This is a genomic window from Bradyrhizobium sp. HKCCYLS1011, from assembly GCF_051167795.1.
Taxonomy (GTDB): Bacteria; Pseudomonadota; Alphaproteobacteria; order Rhizobiales; family Xanthobacteraceae; genus Bradyrhizobium.
Genome location: NZ_JBNPTT010000017.1, coordinates 30,216 through 46,642, shown reverse-complemented (window position 1 = coordinate 46,642; position 16,427 = coordinate 30,216). Strand labels below are relative to the sequence as shown.

The 16,427-nt window shown below is 61.8% G+C and carries 11 protein-coding genes; 5 read left to right on the top strand and 6 right to left on the bottom strand.

From position 1 onward, the window contains the following. Positions 1-768 precede the first annotated feature (768 nt). The 3 genes from ACQR1W_RS38405 to ACQR1W_RS38395 are packed head-to-tail and all read right to left on the bottom strand — an operon-like array spanning position 769 to position 6,172. Positions 769-3,582: an Hsp70 family protein gene (locus ACQR1W_RS38405; RefSeq protein ID WP_434855635.1), complete on the bottom strand. Its 2,814-nt coding sequence runs from the start codon at positions 3,580-3,582 to the stop codon at positions 769-771. A 27-nt stretch (positions 3,583-3,609) separates the two neighbouring features. Continuing rightward, positions 3,610-5,493, bottom strand: coding sequence for an Hsp70 family protein (locus ACQR1W_RS38400; RefSeq protein ID WP_434855634.1), 1,884 nt, complete (start codon positions 5,491-5,493; stop codon positions 3,610-3,612). Between the two features lie 58 nt (positions 5,494-5,551). Continuing rightward, a complete protein-coding gene (locus tag ACQR1W_RS38395; RefSeq protein ID WP_434855633.1) occupies positions 5,552-6,172 on the bottom strand; it encodes a DUF2760 domain-containing protein in 621 nt (206 codons plus the stop codon). Positions 6,173-7,199: 1,027 nt separating this feature from the next. On the opposite strand from ACQR1W_RS38395, the gene ACQR1W_RS38390 reads away from it, so the two are divergent. The 5 genes from ACQR1W_RS38390 (at position 7,200) to ACQR1W_RS38370 (ending at position 13,141) form a co-directional block, all read left to right on the top strand. Continuing rightward, positions 7,200-8,039 (top strand): hypothetical protein, encoded by an 840-nt coding sequence (locus tag ACQR1W_RS38390; RefSeq protein WP_434855632.1) that lies wholly within the window; start codon positions 7,200-7,202, stop codon positions 8,037-8,039. Between the two features lie 998 nt (positions 8,040-9,037). Then, the gene (locus ACQR1W_RS38385) at positions 9,038-9,742 is read left to right on the top strand and encodes an MBL fold metallo-hydrolase (protein ID WP_434855631.1); all 705 of its coding nucleotides are present in this window, start codon (positions 9,038-9,040) and stop codon (positions 9,740-9,742) included. A gap of 1,758 nt (positions 9,743-11,500) precedes the next feature. After that, the gene (locus ACQR1W_RS38380; protein ID WP_434855630.1) at positions 11,501-12,073 is read left to right on the top strand and encodes a recombinase family protein; all 573 of its coding nucleotides are present in this window, start codon (positions 11,501-11,503) and stop codon (positions 12,071-12,073) included. Next, positions 12,064-12,288, top strand: a complete 225-nt coding sequence (locus ACQR1W_RS38375; RefSeq protein WP_434855629.1) for a recombinase family protein — start codon at positions 12,064-12,066, stop codon at positions 12,286-12,288. Before ACQR1W_RS38380 ends, ACQR1W_RS38375 begins: the two co-directional genes overlap by 10 nt. Positions 12,289-12,298: 10 nt before the next feature. Beyond that, positions 12,299-13,141 carry a recombinase zinc beta ribbon domain-containing protein gene (locus tag ACQR1W_RS38370; protein WP_434855713.1) on the top strand — a complete coding sequence of 281 codons (843 nt, stop codon included), beginning with the start codon at positions 12,299-12,301 and terminating at the stop codon, positions 13,139-13,141. Between the two features lie 472 nt (positions 13,142-13,613). Here the strand turns inward: ACQR1W_RS38370 and ACQR1W_RS38365 are convergent, their stop codons facing one another. Genes ACQR1W_RS38365 through ACQR1W_RS38355 form a run of 3 tightly spaced genes read right to left on the bottom strand, consistent with a single transcriptional unit; the run spans position 13,614 to position 16,403 of the window. Next, positions 13,614-14,753: an ABC transporter ATP-binding protein gene (locus ACQR1W_RS38365; protein WP_434855628.1), complete on the bottom strand. Its 1,140-nt coding sequence runs from the start codon at positions 14,751-14,753 to the stop codon at positions 13,614-13,616. Beyond that, positions 14,737-15,552, bottom strand: coding sequence for an ABC transporter permease (locus ACQR1W_RS38360; RefSeq protein WP_434855627.1), 816 nt, complete (start codon positions 15,550-15,552; stop codon positions 14,737-14,739). Before ACQR1W_RS38360 ends, ACQR1W_RS38365 begins: the two co-directional genes overlap by 17 nt. After that, positions 15,549-16,403, bottom strand: a complete 855-nt coding sequence (locus ACQR1W_RS38355) for an ABC transporter permease (RefSeq protein ID WP_434855626.1) — start codon at positions 16,401-16,403, stop codon at positions 15,549-15,551. The genes ACQR1W_RS38360 and ACQR1W_RS38355 overlap by 4 nt, the downstream gene beginning before the upstream one ends. Between the last annotated feature and the right edge of the window lie 24 nt (positions 16,404-16,427).

The window sequence follows — 16,427 nt, the reverse complement described above, 5'->3', positions numbered from 1 at the left end:
GCAGGCGAAAATCAGCAGTGCCGGTAGCGATTTTCGGATCATTGGACTCGTCGAGTGGCGCGCAGCCGAGAGACTGGGCTGAGGTTTAGGCCTTCTCCCGACTTTGCCCGCTGTCGTTACTGTGCGAGGCTTTGGCTCCGGCGCCGCGCCGACGGCTCCTATCTCGTTGTAATAAGCGCAGTAGACCTCGCGAACAGCAAGGGCCGTGGACTCGGCCTCGGTCATCGTCTCGAGGCGGGTTCGATAGTCAGTCAGAAAGCTCTGCGCGTTTGGTGGAAGGTCATCGAAACCACCGAGCTTGGCCATCATAAGCCAAGTGGCAAAATCCGCCTCGGCCCTCGTGCGAGCTTTCCTGGCGATACTGGCGTTAGAACTCGAGGACATGTTGGTCCGATTGGTTGGCCGCCCAGGCTTGCCGGCGTTCATCGCTATCGCTGGACAGTATCTCGGTTGACGTCAGCTGTCCCGTCTGGCCCCTGTCTTAGCGCGAGAAGTTGGCCTTGCCGCCGAGGCCGCCCAAGCCGGCGCTGGACCAAATTAGAGGCCGCCTGCTAGGCGACCAATCTGCCCTCATGGAAGTCGTCGATCTAGAGCGAGCCAAGAAGCTCGCTCACACGAAACCCTCGTCGAAAAGTTCGTGACCGCGATCCGCAGCAAAAATGACTCGCCAAGGGTAGCTATTGCAAGACCTCTACACTACGAACAAAGAAGACCAAACTTTCTTGCATCCCGCAATGCCATGGCCGATAGCGGCGCGGCTTTCGCAGGCTATTCGACTAGGATCAGACCGGGAGGGAGTGAATCGTCGTATAGACTGGCCCGGTCTGATCGGCCGATCGGAACGAACCCTTTGATTTTTGCGGTCTGCGACGGAGGAACGCCGGATTTCTCAAGCTTGCTGGCAATCAGGCCGCGCACAGTCACGGGTAGATCCAGGTTCCGATCGCCGACGACGCGCGCGGCGCGAAGGAACAGAATCTGCAGGTCGACCAACTCGGGCGTCCTCCAATCGAAGTGCTGGAAAGCCTGGTACGCCTGCTCGACGAGATCGGGCGATACGACAGTCTCCGGCCCTGCGTAGAGCGGAGTTCGGTTGAGCAGGAGCCCGAGCGCCGCGAGGTAAGGAACGCAGTGCCGCTTGGCCCGTGCAAGCGTCACCGCGATATCGCAGAAGCAACGCACCAGTTCCGCCTTGGTGTCGTGGTGGATCAGTTCCAGGGATCCAGCCAGGCGCACGAGTTCGTCGGGCGCCTTGCCGCTGCGGATCCTGTCGATCTCTCCGGCCATAAGCCTGATCTGGCGTTCGCGCGTGAGGCCGCCCGCCACCCGGCGCAAGAGGATGTATTCCTGGCTTTTGATGCGCCGACCGGGAAAACACGGGCCCTCATCGTGTACCCGCCACAGGGCATCGATACGAAGGTCGTCCCGGACAACGCCGAAGCCCGGGCGCAGCAGGAATCCAGCCATGATGAGCCATGCCTCTTCGTGGTCTGCCGAACGTCGTCGATCGTCCCGCCGCTCCTCGAGCGCAGGCCAAAGGGCGCGCAGCAGGGGCCCGTTCCATTCACCTCGCACAGACGCGAGGATGCTTTCCATACCCTTGAGGATCGTGGCAGCAGTAATCTTGTTCTTTTTGCTGTTATTAGCAGGCTGGGTGAACGCGACCCCGATCTGCCTGCGTGCCGTTTCCAACGCGTCCGGTGACGCATTCGGTTCAATCGAAACGTTTGCTTTCCGCGCCCGCCCCGCACTGGGCGCGCCCGCGACGCCTTGGACGTGCTGGCGCATGTTGAATTCCAGCGGCCAGGACTGCTGGACGGCGGGGTCGGCGCTGACACACGAGATGTGCAGCAGCCCCAGTGCGTTCATCTGCGCCGTCAGACCGACGGGCAACATCCCGCCCGCTTCCAGACCGGATAGCTCAGCCGTCTTGACGATGGTCTGGAGCGGGGGCAACGGGTGAAATTCGCCTTCCGACCAGGAAACGATCTCTCCGGCCCGGCTGACGCTCTTTCGGGTTGAGGAATAAGCCTGGAAGCGCACCAGCCGATCAGTGCGGAGCTTAAGCCCAAGGTCAGCGATCTCAAAAAGCTGAGACGGCGCTGCATCCTGAGGAAGAACGCATACGAGGGGCGGACGCACACTCTGGCGATTCGCTGCCTGTATCCCCTCCACTTCGAGAAAGATCGCAGCGGCGGCCCCAGCGGCGATGCGCCCCGAACGGTGGTGAAGAAGGGCACCAAACCGTGCGGCTCCGCGCGCCACCGCCAGATCCGGTTCCTCATTCTCCAGCACCTGCGGTACGAAGCCGTGCTGCCAGCGTCCGATTTGCTCGCGGAGTCTTTGGCGCAGGAGGGACGGTCGGACGGATCCTCCGTTGAACAGGACGGCATCAATGCGCGGGCGATCGTTGAGGAATTCGGCAAGGTGCCGGGTTATCGCGCTGTCGGCAGGATAAGGAAGACCCCATTCCCTCAGTGCCGCCTGCGTCCGGTATGGCCGCGCCGCCGCGTCGCACAAGGGGAAAAATCCGTCCAGCAATAGGTTCTCGATTTCCGCCCGCATGACCGTCGCCGTCTGCGAGCCGCCGACCATCCCCGACCCGCGACCGGCCAGTGCAACAACGAACCGCTCATCCGGTGGACCCGTAGCGGCCAGCGCGTGCTCTTTCAGATGACGGCAGGCGGCGACGAGCTGATCCCATTGTGGGCCGGAAAGCTGGCCGCCCGGCCCGGCAAGCCGCGGCTCGAGGGAATGAGCGAGGGCAAGGTCGATATTGTCGCCGCCGAGCAGCGTATGCTCGCTCACCGCGATACGCCTGATCTCAGGGTCCGGCATCTGCTCGAGCAGGCGAACTTCAAAAATGCTGAAATCCGAGGTGCCGCCGCCGATATCGATGACCAACACGTGTCGCAGCGCTGCATCGCCGTTGTCGGACTGCTGCCATAATTCGCGCGCTGGGTCGTGGCTTTCCAGCCAGCAATAGAATGCGGCCTGCGGCTCTTCGAGCAGTCGGACATCGCCGGGGAAGCCCGCTTCCTCGGCGGCGGCAATCGTCAGCCGCTGCGCCGCCGCATCGAAGGAAGCCGGGACCGTGACCGTGATGTCCTGATCATCGAACGCAAACCCGGCTTGGGCAAACCGGCTGTTCCAGATCGCCCGCAGGTAGTTCAGAATCAGTGCCGAGGCGCGTACCGGTGAGATTTTCTGCTCACGTGCCAGAACCGTCGATCCCCATGGCAGAAAGGGTGCCGACCGGTCGGCGGCGTGATGGCAAAGCCACGACTTCGCGGAATGGACGACCCGTCCGGCCGCTTCGCTTGCCTTCATGCGTGCTAAAAGGCCGACGATCCATTGCCCGGTCCCGACTACGTCACCGCGCAAGTGTGTTTCGACCGCTTCCTCCGGCAGGTACAGGAACGAAGGAAGCGTTGGCTTCTCGGTCAGACTCGCCAGGCCTTCCCATTGCGGGACGAGAAGGACCTTCGGCGTCCCCTCGCCGACCAGCGGCGCGAATGCGAGTGCGGAGTTGGTCGTGCCGAGATCAATACCAATGGCGAAGCGCGCGCGGTCTTTCGTCAAGAATTGTCTCCAGAGGCGATCCGGCCCCTATTCCGTGCGGACCTGGAACTCAACCTTCCATCGGCGATCGGAGTTCGTGTGCCTCATCCAAAGCTCGAGGATGCCAAGTTCGGTGACGACGGGGCTGACGCGGACCGGCACCACCTGCCCCATCGGGCCGTCCAGTGCTGGGATCGCGACTTCGAGCAGGCCAGCATCATCAAGCTCACGCTCGGCGTCGGGGAGTATCTGTCCCGGCGTATCGCCGCTTCGTACCGAGGAGGAGAAAAACCGAAACTCCGCCGTGCGGCCCGTGACAAGGCCGAACTCGCGTCCTTCGATCAGCAGTTCCGTCCCTTCCTGCATCCCCTGCGGGACAACGCACAATGCCTTCAGCGGCGGCTTGTAGCCCGGAATGGCGGGCATCGACGTTTCCAGGCCGATGTAATAGGATCGCGCCGCGCCGGCCTTGATGCGCATGCCCTTGCCCGTGGCGCGGAGACGTCCGTAGATCGCGCCGCCGCGTGCGACGGCCAGGTCTGGTTCGAAACCCTGCAATTCGCGGACCGGCTGGCCCCCATTCCAGGACGCAAGCAGATCCAGCACCCGGGTACGGATTGGCGCGGCTTTGAAAACACCACCATTGAACAAGACGGCGGTCGGCATCAGCACCTGCGTGCCAGCCGATGCTCCCACCAGAGCCGCAAGCTTTTCGCTTGCCTTCACGTTCTGCAGGCTCTGAGCGAGAAACCGGGCGATATGCTTGCTGACGACCGGATCGGAAGCATAGGGCAGACCGAATTCCTGCAGCCCTGCCATACGGCTCTCACGCGGCAGGTCGTCAAGGCCGGTTCTGGCGAAAAAACCGTCGACAACAACCTGCTTCAGCGTCTCGCGGTCGAGAGTCGTTGAGACAGTGTTGGCAAGCAGGCTGGAGCCGCGCGAGGGGACCACGATGGGCGCCTGCGTCAACCCGTCATCATCAAACAGAACGATCTTGGCTTTGGAGGCGGCATGCACGAGCGCCAGGAACTGCCAGGAGTCCAGCAGTTTGCCAGCAGCCTCGAGCTTGGCGTTGAGCGCATATGCGAGCGCCAAATCCATATTGTCGCCACCTAACAGAATGTGCTCGCCGACGCTGACACGCTCAAGTTCCAGGCGGCCTTCGACATCTGTGACCGCGATCAAGCTGAAATCGGCTGTCCCGCCACCAACATCGCAGACCAGCACGATGTCGCCATCAGCAATCAGGTTTCGCCATTCTCTGCGCATCTGCGCCATCCAGGCGTAGAATGCAGCCTGTGGCTCCTCGAGCAGTGTGACGTCCTCAAGCCCCGCAGCCTTGGCGGCCTCGGCGGTAAGGCTTCTTGCGATCTCATCGAACGAGGCAGGAACGGTTACAACGATCTCGCCTTCCGAGAGATCCCACTCCCGCCCCTGCCCCCGTTCGGCATGCAGGAACGCGTCCCTGAGATGTTGGAGGTAAAGCCGTGAGCATTCGAATGGCGAGAGCTTCTCTTCCGCGATGTCGGATCGCCAGGGCAGTATCGGCTGCTTCGGATCGATATGCGGGCTGGACAGCCAGGATTTGGCGGAGGTCACGAGGCGATCAGGCACGAGCGCCCCCCGCTCGCGCGCAAACTGGCCAATGATCGCGCGCTCCCCGGCATCGTTCCACGGCAGCGGAAACGAACTCGCCGGGAACTCCTCGGAGTGCGGAATATAGATGGCTGACGGCAGTGTCGGCATCTCGCCGATCTGATTTGGTCCTAGGGTCTGCGCGATTTCGATGATCCTGGTCTCACCACTCTCGAGATCGGCGATCGCGACTGCGCTATTGCTGGTGCCGAGATCGATAGCAAGGCTGAAACGAGCGCTCATGACCGAGGTTATCCTGGTTGTCGTGCTGTCAATTTGCGTCAATAGCCGCACGTGATGGAAAGCACCGGTTGTACGTGATCCGACCGGCAGCTGGCCGATGCGAGCCCGCTTATCTCAGCTCCACCTCCGCTGGAGCGATTGCTGGAAGTCGATGGGTCGAGCTCGGCAAAACGCGGGGTAGATTCACCGCATCCGTTTTCCAGCCGTGGTGGACAAGCACTCCCGAGAACGGCGCCGGGCCGCTGATCTTGCCCAGCAATCGGTACTCGTCCGGCGAATAGCCAGCGGCGACCTGCACGGTCGATCCCTCGCTCTCTGCGCGCACGGGGGAGATTCGGAAGTGCTCCAGCAGGGCGGTCTTGCATCCGGCATGGACCACGCGCGCGGCTGCCCCAACCTGTGCATCATTGTGCGCGTTGATGTCGTCCATCAGAAAATCGACCAGCCGGCCTCTTGCCTGCAGCATCGCCAAAAAGCTCACGATCTCGGCGTCTGCCTGGTTTGCACGAGTCGAAACGGGCATCGGTCGGGCGGCCTCAGCGGCCGCACTTCGATTATCCCGTGACCTGCCGCGCGCGACCAGGATTGCCATCAGCGCGATAAGGCTCAGCGCCACAGCTCCACCCGATAGATACGGTTGAAATGCGCTCGCTGCCGGCAGCAATTCCAGAGCGTTCACGACGGCCAGGAGCAGGACCACGATGATGGCGATCGCTTTCATCGCATGCATTTTAGCCGCAGCTCCCTTTTTGAGACGCAACAGCGTTGATTGACGCACGAAGAATACAGGATATCGGCGGCTGTGGAAACCTAACCGGGTTCAACTGCTCGGGTACCAGCTCTCTACGGTTATCGGGAACACGCCGATGGCGGCCGGTTGAGCTGCGGTGTCGATCTTCGCGAATGCTTTCGGCGAGGCGCGTACTATTTCGACAAAATCATCAAAGGCTCAGCGACGAGTGATCTGCCGGCAGATGTCCCCACCAAGTTCGAATTGGTGATCAATCTCGAGACCGCCAGGGCGCTCAGCCTCACCATCTCACCGCGACTGCGTGCTCGTCCAACAGGAGCATTGTTTGTTGCAGCGCATAAGTCTGCATCTGGCCCGCTTGAAAAATGTGAGTCAGGTCGAATGGCTGCTTTGCGCCAAACCAGCCGCTCCGGCAGGTGCCGGGTTCACGGGGGAACCGGCATAGCGAGTAACCGACCCAGAGCCATCCAAGGGCAACTTGCTTAGGCTCGCTTGCGCTCCCTTTCGCAACGGCGGTGCTGACGGAGTTACTCTGTGCCGGACTACTCGACCGCGATCACGCCGCAGACCGCCGGCCGATCTCCGCGTAAGTCTGGCGTGAGAACAGTTATGACCCGAGCACCAGAGAGAGCATGAAGTCCAAATCGCGCGGTACAGGCATTTGGAACGGACAATGACGGATCCGCTCGCGGCTTGAATGCTCCACGGGATCGTCGAAGAACTTGCAACCAATTTCGGTCCGGAGCTCAGCAGTCGACCGCAAAGCACGGCGAGGACGCGTAAGCTGGCGGGAGCCAAAGTGCCGCGGCGTCATTTGTCGTCTTTCCGCGCAAGTTGCGCATGAAGCCTGTCTCTCGTGAGCGGCTTCTTCCGCACCCAGATTCGATTAGTCCTGAGCCCGGTTCCGCGCCATGACAAATCCCCGCATTGCCAGATTTGAGCCGCATTGCGACCCAGATCTCAGCCAAACGTCATGCATGGGCGGGGCGTAACACCGGAGGTTTCCATGTCCGGTCATTTGCGATTTTGGTTCGCCGCTTTTCTCCTTCTTTTTGGTCTCTCGACCTCGCCTGCATCTTCGAATTCCTTCGCCGCCTTGTTCGATCAAGTTGCTCCCGCGGAAGCCTCCATCGCCCAGGCTCCCGCCGAGGAGGAGTGTTTGCCGCAACCCGGCAAGTCGACGCCCGATGGCCGGCACTGGGTTTATCGTTTCGATGGCCACCGCAAATGCTGGTTTCAAGCCGCAGAGGGCATCGCGACGGTGAGGACGACGGTTCATCATCACCCCGCGAAGCGGCATGTCGCCGCCGAAGAGAACGATGTCGCGCTGCGCAAGCGGAAGGCCGTCGTCGATGCGCGCGCGGAACTGCTGCGCTCCGCACGAACGGAAACGCCCCAGCCGACGCCACCCGCGCCCGAGCCCAGAGTGGCCGACGCCGCTTCCGTCCCCCCTATGCAGGCCGCGGCGGTCATGCCACCGATCGATCGGCTCACGCCAGACCGTCTCATGCCGCCCCAGGTCGATGTGGAGGCGCTTCTGGCTGGCGCGCCGGCCGCCAGCGACGCAGTCGCCGCCTCTTCACCACGGGCGACGCCGGTCGCTATTCCCATGCCCGAAGAGGACCAGCGGGGGCCGATGGCAAGCTGGCTCGGCGTGCTGCTGATGGCATTGGGGTTCGTCTCCCTCCTCAGTTCGAGCCGGACCGTCCGCGGGACTGTGCCGTTTGGGCGATTTCTTGATCGGACGATGGATTCGATTGCCGATGAGGGGACATCGCCATTCGCCTTCGGTCGGAAGGCGGTCGATTGGCCGGCGGCCGAACTGGAGCTGTCGCGCGCCGCCTAGCCGCTTGGGCCGTGACCGGGGATTGACCGGGTGCTTGAGCCGCGCTTGGCGAGATGACCGGCGGTCATTCCGTCTTTGTGGGCGGCGAAGGCTTCCAAGACCTCGGTCTTCTTGCGCTTCGGAAGCTTGATCCAGGCTCCGTCCGCGTTCCGCCGCGGCTCCGTCGAACGCTGCGGGGACTCCCGACGTTGCGTTGGGCCTCCTCAAGGCCAAGCGGCCTGGCGCTGGGCCTGGTAGTTGTGAAGTTGAAAGGCCCCACCCGAAACGTCGCAGACCCAAGCGTGCGCATGAACGGCGGCGTTTGACGGCGACGCGGTGTGCGCACTCGCGGCACAATTCTTGGCACTAGCGGAGAAACAAAAGGCGACGGTACCACGCATGTTCGGACATCGACGCATGGGCCGGTCGCTGCTGGGTAGTGAAAAGTGCGCGCGTGAAGGCTGCGCTATTCCAAGACAAGACGGAGCGTTGTCATAGACGGCGAGCCACCGCGCACCGCTTTCGACCGTGATTGCCGGTTGCGGAGCGTCGTCGTTCAATAGCTCGCAGACGCCTTTGGAACCGAAGTCGTTACGATGCGCTGGAAGTCTATCCGAATGCCAGGATGTTCCACGTTAGAGTCGTGACGCGCTGATCGATGTCGCGGAAGCCCTGAGGTAACGCTTACGGTAGCACTCGGTGCACTAGCCAAGCGCGCCCCGCGAAAACCGAATGAAAACAGCAGCAAATGGCGCGCCACGATCGATGAAGATGGGCACTATTGTTTGGCTGTGGCGCTATGATCCGCCGGCCTACTACGCGCTCCAATTGGTGATACTGCGACGGCCTGCGATCTTGCGCCACGCTTCATCGGCGACTGTCCTCCCGATTTCGTGGGTGTGGTCCTCCTATCCTTCGATCGCGGCCTGTCGCTCAATTTCGAGATCGACGCGATGTGCCAGAAACTGACGGGCAGCCTTGCGCGTTTTACACCGTAGGCGATGCAAGGAGTTCCACCCATGGGCGCAAAACGTGTGATCAACCGCGTGCATGTTGTCCCAATGGGGATGGCAAACGCCTTTCTGATCGAGGGCGACGACGGATTGGCACTGATCGACGCCGGGTTCCCGGCCAAGGAGGCAGCCGTTTTCGGAGCGATCGACGGGATCGGCCGTTCGGCAGACCAGCTCAGGCATCTGGTTTTCACTCACGGCCACCCTGATCATATCGGCAGCGCCGCCGCGATCGTGCGGAAAACCGGTGCGAGGACCTACATGCACCCGCTCGATATCCCCGTCGCCGAGAGTGGAGGCCCCTTTCGACCTATGAGGCCGGCACCTGGTCTGTTGGGGCAAGTGCTGTGCAGGCTTTTCTTCGATCCCGACGAGCGAATGGAGCCTGTTGCGATCGACCAGCCTTTGACTGACAGGGAAATACTGCCCATCGCCGGCGGCATCGAAGTTATTCACACCCCTGGGCATTGCGCGGGACACGTTGCACTGCTGTGGCATCCGGGACGCATGCTGTTTGCGGGCGATGTGTGCACGAACCTCATGGGCCTCGGCGATCCCGTCGGCTTCGAGAGTCTGGAGCAGGGTCGTGCGAGCCAGCGCAAACTTGCCAGTCTTTCTTTCGATGCTGCAGGGTTCGGCCACGGCAAACCTATCGCCCACGATGCGTCGGCGCAGTTCCGCTATAAGTGGGGCCAGAAATTGGCTGCCTGACGTGGGGAGCGGCTCGGTCATTTGCGTCGATGCGACCTGCTCGAGAAACAGCGTCGAAATGGCGCGCCACGGCTGAAGATGGGCACTATAGTTTCGCTGTGGCACTATGATTCCATAGCCGGCGATACGCTCCAATTGGCAAGTCTGGGATGCTCTGCGATCCAGCACTACGCCTCTTGGATCCCCGATGTCGTTGGGTGGTTCGGTTAATCCCTCAACAGCGAAAATCCCGAGTGGCCTCCGGGAAAGACGAGAAGGCACATAAGCGGGCGTAGCGAGAACATTCGTGATGAATTGGGATCACGGGGATTGCTCGCGCACCGTCAACGTCCAGGGACCCTTGTCGGACACCTCTGGCTCAAGCTCATTGCTCCTCCCGTAATGCAATCGCGAGCCTGCTTCGAGCCGAGCGCAAATCCGCACCACAAGCGGTTCTTGAGGCTCGACGCCATGGGCGGCAAGAGCTAACCGCAGTTCCCGCCACCGTTGCTCAGTGAAGACGCCGGTATGGCATAAGGCTTCGCAGCAGCAATACGTTCGACCAGCGCGAAACGTGACGTGCAGTTCGAATTCCTCGCCTTGGCCTCGGACGTTCTCGACGTTCAGGGCGTAATACTGATCGGGGTGCCCTTCGGCGCCTCGGTTCCATCGGAGTAAATCGATCCAAGCGGCACAGATGCGGGCTTGGACAGTCGTCTGTTCATCCATGAAAGTCGCGCTGACAGCGCGTTTTGGGCTGCAAATGATCGTAGCGATAGCTGATATTTCTTATCACGTTCTCTCTCTGATGTCTTCTCCGGGTCTTCTCGTCGATTTTGCGACCTCTGCTTTACGGTCCGTTATCCACGACACCAGACATTCTCACATCCAATCGGGACCGGTTTACTCGTCGCCTTTGCACCCGAATTGCAAATCATCCGCGTAACCACGGTGGCTCCGGACGATGGCATCGATCGACTCGGAGGCAGGTGCCATCACCAAAGAGCCTGCATATTGACTGCACGAAACCGGCACGCAATCTGCTCTCGTGATGCACTTCCCGATTTTTCCTGATCGCAACTTGTCGAAGAATTTCGCAGAACTGGCGAGGCGTGAGATATCGACCGCTTGATAGCAGGATAAAGCGCCCAAGGTGCGCCGCGGTCGATCGTGTGACAGCGCAGAGACTTATCGCAACTTTTCTGGCATGGACGTACCTTGCAAGAATTGGAGTTCTCCTTTGCGCTCAACATGTCAGCACAATGTGCTAGCGACGCGGCCCGATTTGGTCTCACCGCGCCGTTGGGTCTAGAAAGGCGCTGCCGGACCAGCCGACGCCGGTCAAGGCTCGCGCTGCGCGCGCCCGGCTCCGCCGGCTGGCGGCCTTGACCAGCGCCGGCCGGCCCGGCGTGTGTCGGCCATGCGCCGATGGCTCGGCGCGAGCGATATGCCGCTCCCGCTGCGGCGAACAAATTTGCGCCGTTCTCTGGATTGAGTCTGCGCTTCGCGAGGCGCCATGGCTCATAAAAAATCTCGACAGAGACGAACCCGGCAGCTTGGACCGTTGCCCGACGATCTCTACGATTATCTGCGGCCGTCAGTTCGACGAAGGGGGCGGCCGGCAAGGAGGGAGCGGTCGGAGTGGACCGTGACCGACGATTGGCCCGACGAGGTCCCGATCACCGAGGCCGAGATCGAAGTGTTCGAGGCCTGGTGCGGCGACCTGTTCGACGAATTGTTTTCGACCCGCCACTGACCCCCAAAGGTTTGGAGATCGCCATGACTAAGCCGATTCGTGCTGCTCTGTACCTGCGTGTCTCAACCGGAAGGCAGGCCGATAACGATCTCTCCATCCCGGATCAGCGCCGCCAGGCCAAGGGATACTGCGCATCCCGGGGTTGGGAAATTGTCGCCGACTATGTCGAGCCAGGCCTGTCCGCGACCGACGATCGGCGGCCGGAATTCCAGCGCATGATCGACGCGGCGACCATCAAGCCGCCGGCGTTCGATGTGATCCTGGTCCACAGCTTTAGTCGCTTCTTCCGCGACCAGTTCCAGCTCGAGTTCTACGTCCGCCGCCTCGCCAAGGCCGGCGTCCGGCTGGTGTCGATCACCCAGGAGCTCGGCGACGATCCCATGAGCAACATGATCCGGCAGATCATGGCGCTGTTCGACGAGTATCAGTCCAAGGAGAACGCCAAGCACACGCTGAGGGCCATGAAGGAGAACGCGCGGCAAGGCTTCTGGAATGGGGCCTTACCGCCGATCGGCTATCGGATCATCGAGGCATCTGAGCAACGCGGACACCGGACCAAGAAGACCTTGGAGATCGACCCGAGACCGTGCGCCTGATCTTCCGCCTGGCGCGCGAGGGCAGCGGAAGTTCGGGGCCGATGGGCGTCAAATCTATCGCCACGCACCTCAATGCCATCGGTATCCGCACCCGCGACGGCGGCTGTTGGGGTGTCGATGCCGTCCATAAGGTGCTGACCCGAACGACCTACATCGGCCGGCACCGTTTTCAATACCAAGTTCTGGAAGACCCGCGAGCGCAAGGCGGAGACTGAAATCGTGGAAATGGCGGTGCCGGCAATCGTCGACAAAGATGAATTTGAGGTCGTCCAGATGCTGCTCAAGAGCCGCAGTCCGGCGATGGTCGCGCCAAGGGTCGTCAGTGGCCCCACGCTCCTTACCGGCATCTGCTTTTGCGCTGCTTGCGGTGGAGCAATGACGCTGCGCACCGGCAAGAGCGGCCGTTACCGCTACTACACCTGCTGCACCAAAGCTCGCCAGGGCGAGACCGGCTGTCCGGGTCGCACCGTCCCGATGGAAAAACTCGATAACCTCGTCGCGGAGTACATCGAGCAACGTTTGTTACAGCCCAAGCGTCTTGAGCAGCTTTTGTCACACGTACTCGATCGCCGCAGCGAGCGCGCCGAGCGACGAAAGTCGCACATCGCCGAATTGCGCAAGCGGGCGGCCGAGGCAGACGCCAAACTCAAGCGGCTTTACGACGCCATCGAGAACGGTGTCGCCGATCTCTCCGACCCCATGCTGAAGGACCGCATCGCTGAACTGAAGGCCACGCGCGACCAGGCCCGCCTTGACGCAGAGAGGGCCGAGGATGCGATCGAACGAGCCGGACCGGCTATCACACCGCAGGGTCTCAAGACGTTTGCCAGGACAGCCCGCAAGCGCCTGCGGACCGATGGCGGCGGCTACCGCCGCGATCACCTTCGCGCGCTCGCCCAACGGGTCGAAGTCGATCAGAAAGAACTGCGCATCATGGGATCGAAAAGCGTACTGGTGCGCACGCTCGTCGCCGCTTCAAGCGCAAAAACGGCTGGTTTTGGCGTGCCCAGTTCTGTACCGAACTGGCGCGCCCGGAACGATTCGAACGTCCGAATCTCAGATTCGTAGTAAAGCCAAGGTTCTGTCGAGAGAAGGTCCATCCTTCACTCTCGATGAACGCCAACGATAGCGCTGCGCGCAGCCAAACCTGGGCCGTCGCGATCCCTGATTCCCGGAATCCGTCCCAGCGGTTAGACCGGGACGGCGAGTGAGTTATCTGCAACCATCTCAAATTGCTTTTTCAAGCCGTGGCTTAGTGCGCAAGGTCATACGACACTTTCTTCAATCGTCTGCTTAGACGCCGACTTGGTCACAGGACGGGTTCAAGTCCTAGAAAAGCAATACCGACATCATGAAGCGGTGGCCGTTTAGGCCAGATGCAGGTCATCTCCGAGCGAGAGGCTACTCTCTCCAGGGGTGCCTCTGATCCAGATTGGCTGATCGGCCTCCCAGGCCAGGGTGTCTTCCCGCCCTGGGCGCACCACCCGAGCTTCCGCATCCGGCTTCGTCCCGCGGAAGAGCCGATCATCTTGCACCGCGGCTATTCCGGCGGAAATGCCACGACGTCGTCGGAACTGACGATCAGCCCGACATCAGCTGCGACGGGGCAAGACGACAAGGCGGCGATACCGGGTGCACGCAGCAAAACGGGTTTGCGCGCGACGCCGGAGACCGCGACATAGAGATCGACATGGTCGCCCTGAAACACCTGCGTCGTGACGGTTCCTGGCAGCGACCCAGGCGCATCGCGCGAACTGACGAGAAGATGCTCAGGCCGGACAAAGACATCCACGACGTCGCCGACGGTCATTTGCGCAATAGGTGCGGCCGGCACGTCGAGGCGGACGTTGCCCACCGAAACTATGGCGGCATCGCCGCGCCGTGCGACGAGACGACCCGCGAGAATGTTGGCATCGCCGACGAAAGACGCGACGAAACGGTCCGCCGGACGGCGATAGATCTCGTCGGGCGGAGCGATCTGACGTATCCGTCCGGCGGACATCACGGCGATACGGTCCGACATGGATAGCGCCTCGCTTTGGTCGTGCGTCACGAAGATCGTGGTAACGCCCAGCTCGCGCTGGATCTGCTTCAGCTCGACCTGCATCGAGCCGCGGAGATTCTTGTCCAGCGCCGAGAACGGTTCATCGAGCAGCAGCACTTTGGGCCTGATCACCAGCGCACGCGCCAGCGCGACGCGCTGCTGCTGCCCGCCGGACAATTGCCGCGGCTTGCGGCTGCCAAGGCCGGTCAGCTTGACCAGGGCCAGCGCCTCGTCGACTCGGCGTGCGATCTCCTTCTTTCCGACGCCGCGGCTCTTCAGCCCGTAGGCGATGTTGTTGGCGACGCTCATATGAGGGAACAGCGCATAGTTCTGGAACACGATGCCGATCTCGCGCTGGTGCGCGGGCGTCTCGGTCACCAGCGCCCCCTCGATGAAGATCTCGCCATTGTCGGCTTCGAGAAAGCCGGCCACGAGGTTCAACAGCGTTGTCTTGCCGCAGCCAGACGGTCCGAGCAGCGTCATGAACTCGCTTCGGTCAATCTTGAGCCAGGCCTCGTGCAGCGCCACGGACTCGCCGAAGCGTTTCGTGACACCGTCTAGTTGTACCGCCGGCCGGCCCACGCCCCCTGTTATGCTCTGTGCGGCAGCGCCTTTGCGATCAGTGTGCATCAACATCGAGGATCTTCCCGAGCCCCAGACAGATATTGGCAACGCTCAGCAACAATGCGGTGACGGCGATATAGATCACCGACAGTGCGGCCAGCGTCGGATCCGCGAACTCCCGCACGTAGTTGTACATCGCCACCGGCAAGGTCTGCGTCGCTTGGCTGCTGACGAACAAGGTGGCGGTGAATTCGTTGAACGATAGGATCGCGGCGAACAGCCAACCGCTCAACAGGCCCGGCAGCAGCAGCGGGATGGTCACGGTGACGAGGATACGGCCCGGCGTGGCACCGAGACTAGAGGCCGCAAGCTCGAGACGGCTGTCGAGATTCTCCAGCGAGATAAAGGTGCTGCGCATCACGAAAGGCAGCACCAGAACCACATGGGTCAGGATGACAAGCGAGAAACCGCGCCCGGCGCCGGTTTGCGAGGCGAGAATCAGCACGCCGAGCCCGATCGTGTAGTGCGGGATGATCAGCGGCGACAGTAGGATGCCATTGAGCAAAGGCTTGAGGACGAAATTGTAACGATGGATCGCAAGGGCGAAGGCGGCTCCGACGACTAGCGCGATGCTCGATGCCCACGTGGTCACCGTCAGGCCGTTCCAGAAGCCCCGACCGAAATCGTCGTAGGACAGCGCTCGCCAGAACCAGCGCAGCGACCAAGCCTGCGGCGGGAAAGCCAGGATAGCGCGATCGTTGAAGGCCGTCACGGCCACCACGAGACCCGGCAACAGGACGAACAGGAGGATAGCTGCAACCAACAGACGCCCTGACCATCGCAACATGGTTGCAGCAGGAGAATCTTTCACGTCGCGCTCGCCAGCCGTTCGAGCGGCCGGATCGCCCGCTTCAGCAGCGCGATGACGGCCAGCGACAATGCAAGGCCGATGACGGACAGGCTCGCCGCGAACGGGAAGTTGAACGAGGCGAAGCCAAGCTGATAGATCAAGGTCGATACCGTGCTCACCCTCCCGCCGCCGATCAACTGCGGCGTCGCAAAGGCGCTGAACGTCCAGGCGAAGGCGGTGGAGAAACCGGCGATGATGCCGGGCATCGAGAGCGGCAGCGTAATCGTGAAAAAGGTCCGGACGGAGCCCGCCCCAAGACTCTCGGCGGCCTTCTCATAGCTCCGGTCAATATGCGACAGGCCGGCGGCCAACATGATGACCATGATGGGCATCGTCACGTGAACAAGCGCAGCGACCACACCTGCGGTCGAGAACATCATCTGCACCGGACGACTGGCGAGGCCGAGCTTCATGAGCAATGTATTCAGGAAGCCGTTGTTGCCGAGCACGATCATCCAGGAATAAGTCCGCACGACTTCGCCTAGGAACAGCGGTGTCACTGCCGTGATCAGGATGAAAGAGCGCAGCGCCCGGCGTTTCGTGCGGACCAGCGCGTAGGCCAACGGATAGGCCAGGATCAGCGCGAACGCCGCCGTCTCGAAGCACAGTAAGATCGTATTCCAGAACGCAAGCGCATAGAGTGGCCGCAGCATGGCGGCGAAGTTCTGCAGGGTAAACCCGCCGACCCCGAGCGAGCCCGGAATGTAGGCGCGAATACTGTACTGAAAGACGGCCGCCATCGCAGCCGCTAACCCCAGTGCGACCAACCCGGCGGGCGAGACGAACCACCCCAAGAATGGGCGTTTGTTCATGGCGAACTCGGCGTTCGGAAGCGC

Coding starts and splice junctions, on each gene's coding strand:
- ACQR1W_RS38370 (WP_434855713.1), top strand. CDS start 12,299: ATGGCGGTGCCGGCAATCGTCGACAAAGATGAATTTGAGGTCGTCCAG.
- ACQR1W_RS38385 (WP_434855631.1), top strand. CDS start 9,038: ATGGGCGCAAAACGTGTGATCAACCGCGTGCATGTTGTCCCAATGGGG.
- ACQR1W_RS38355 (WP_434855626.1), bottom strand. CDS start 16,403: ATGAACAAACGCCCATTCTTGGGGTGGTTCGTCTCGCCCGCCGGGTTG.
- ACQR1W_RS38395 (WP_434855633.1), bottom strand. CDS start 6,172: ATGCATGCGATGAAAGCGATCGCCATCATCGTGGTCCTGCTCCTGGCC.
- ACQR1W_RS38390 (WP_434855632.1), top strand. CDS start 7,200: ATGTCCGGTCATTTGCGATTTTGGTTCGCCGCTTTTCTCCTTCTTTTT.
- ACQR1W_RS38380 (WP_434855630.1), top strand. CDS start 11,501: ATGACTAAGCCGATTCGTGCTGCTCTGTACCTGCGTGTCTCAACCGGA.
- ACQR1W_RS38365 (WP_434855628.1), bottom strand. CDS start 14,753: ATGTTGATGCACACTGATCGCAAAGGCGCTGCCGCACAGAGCATAACA.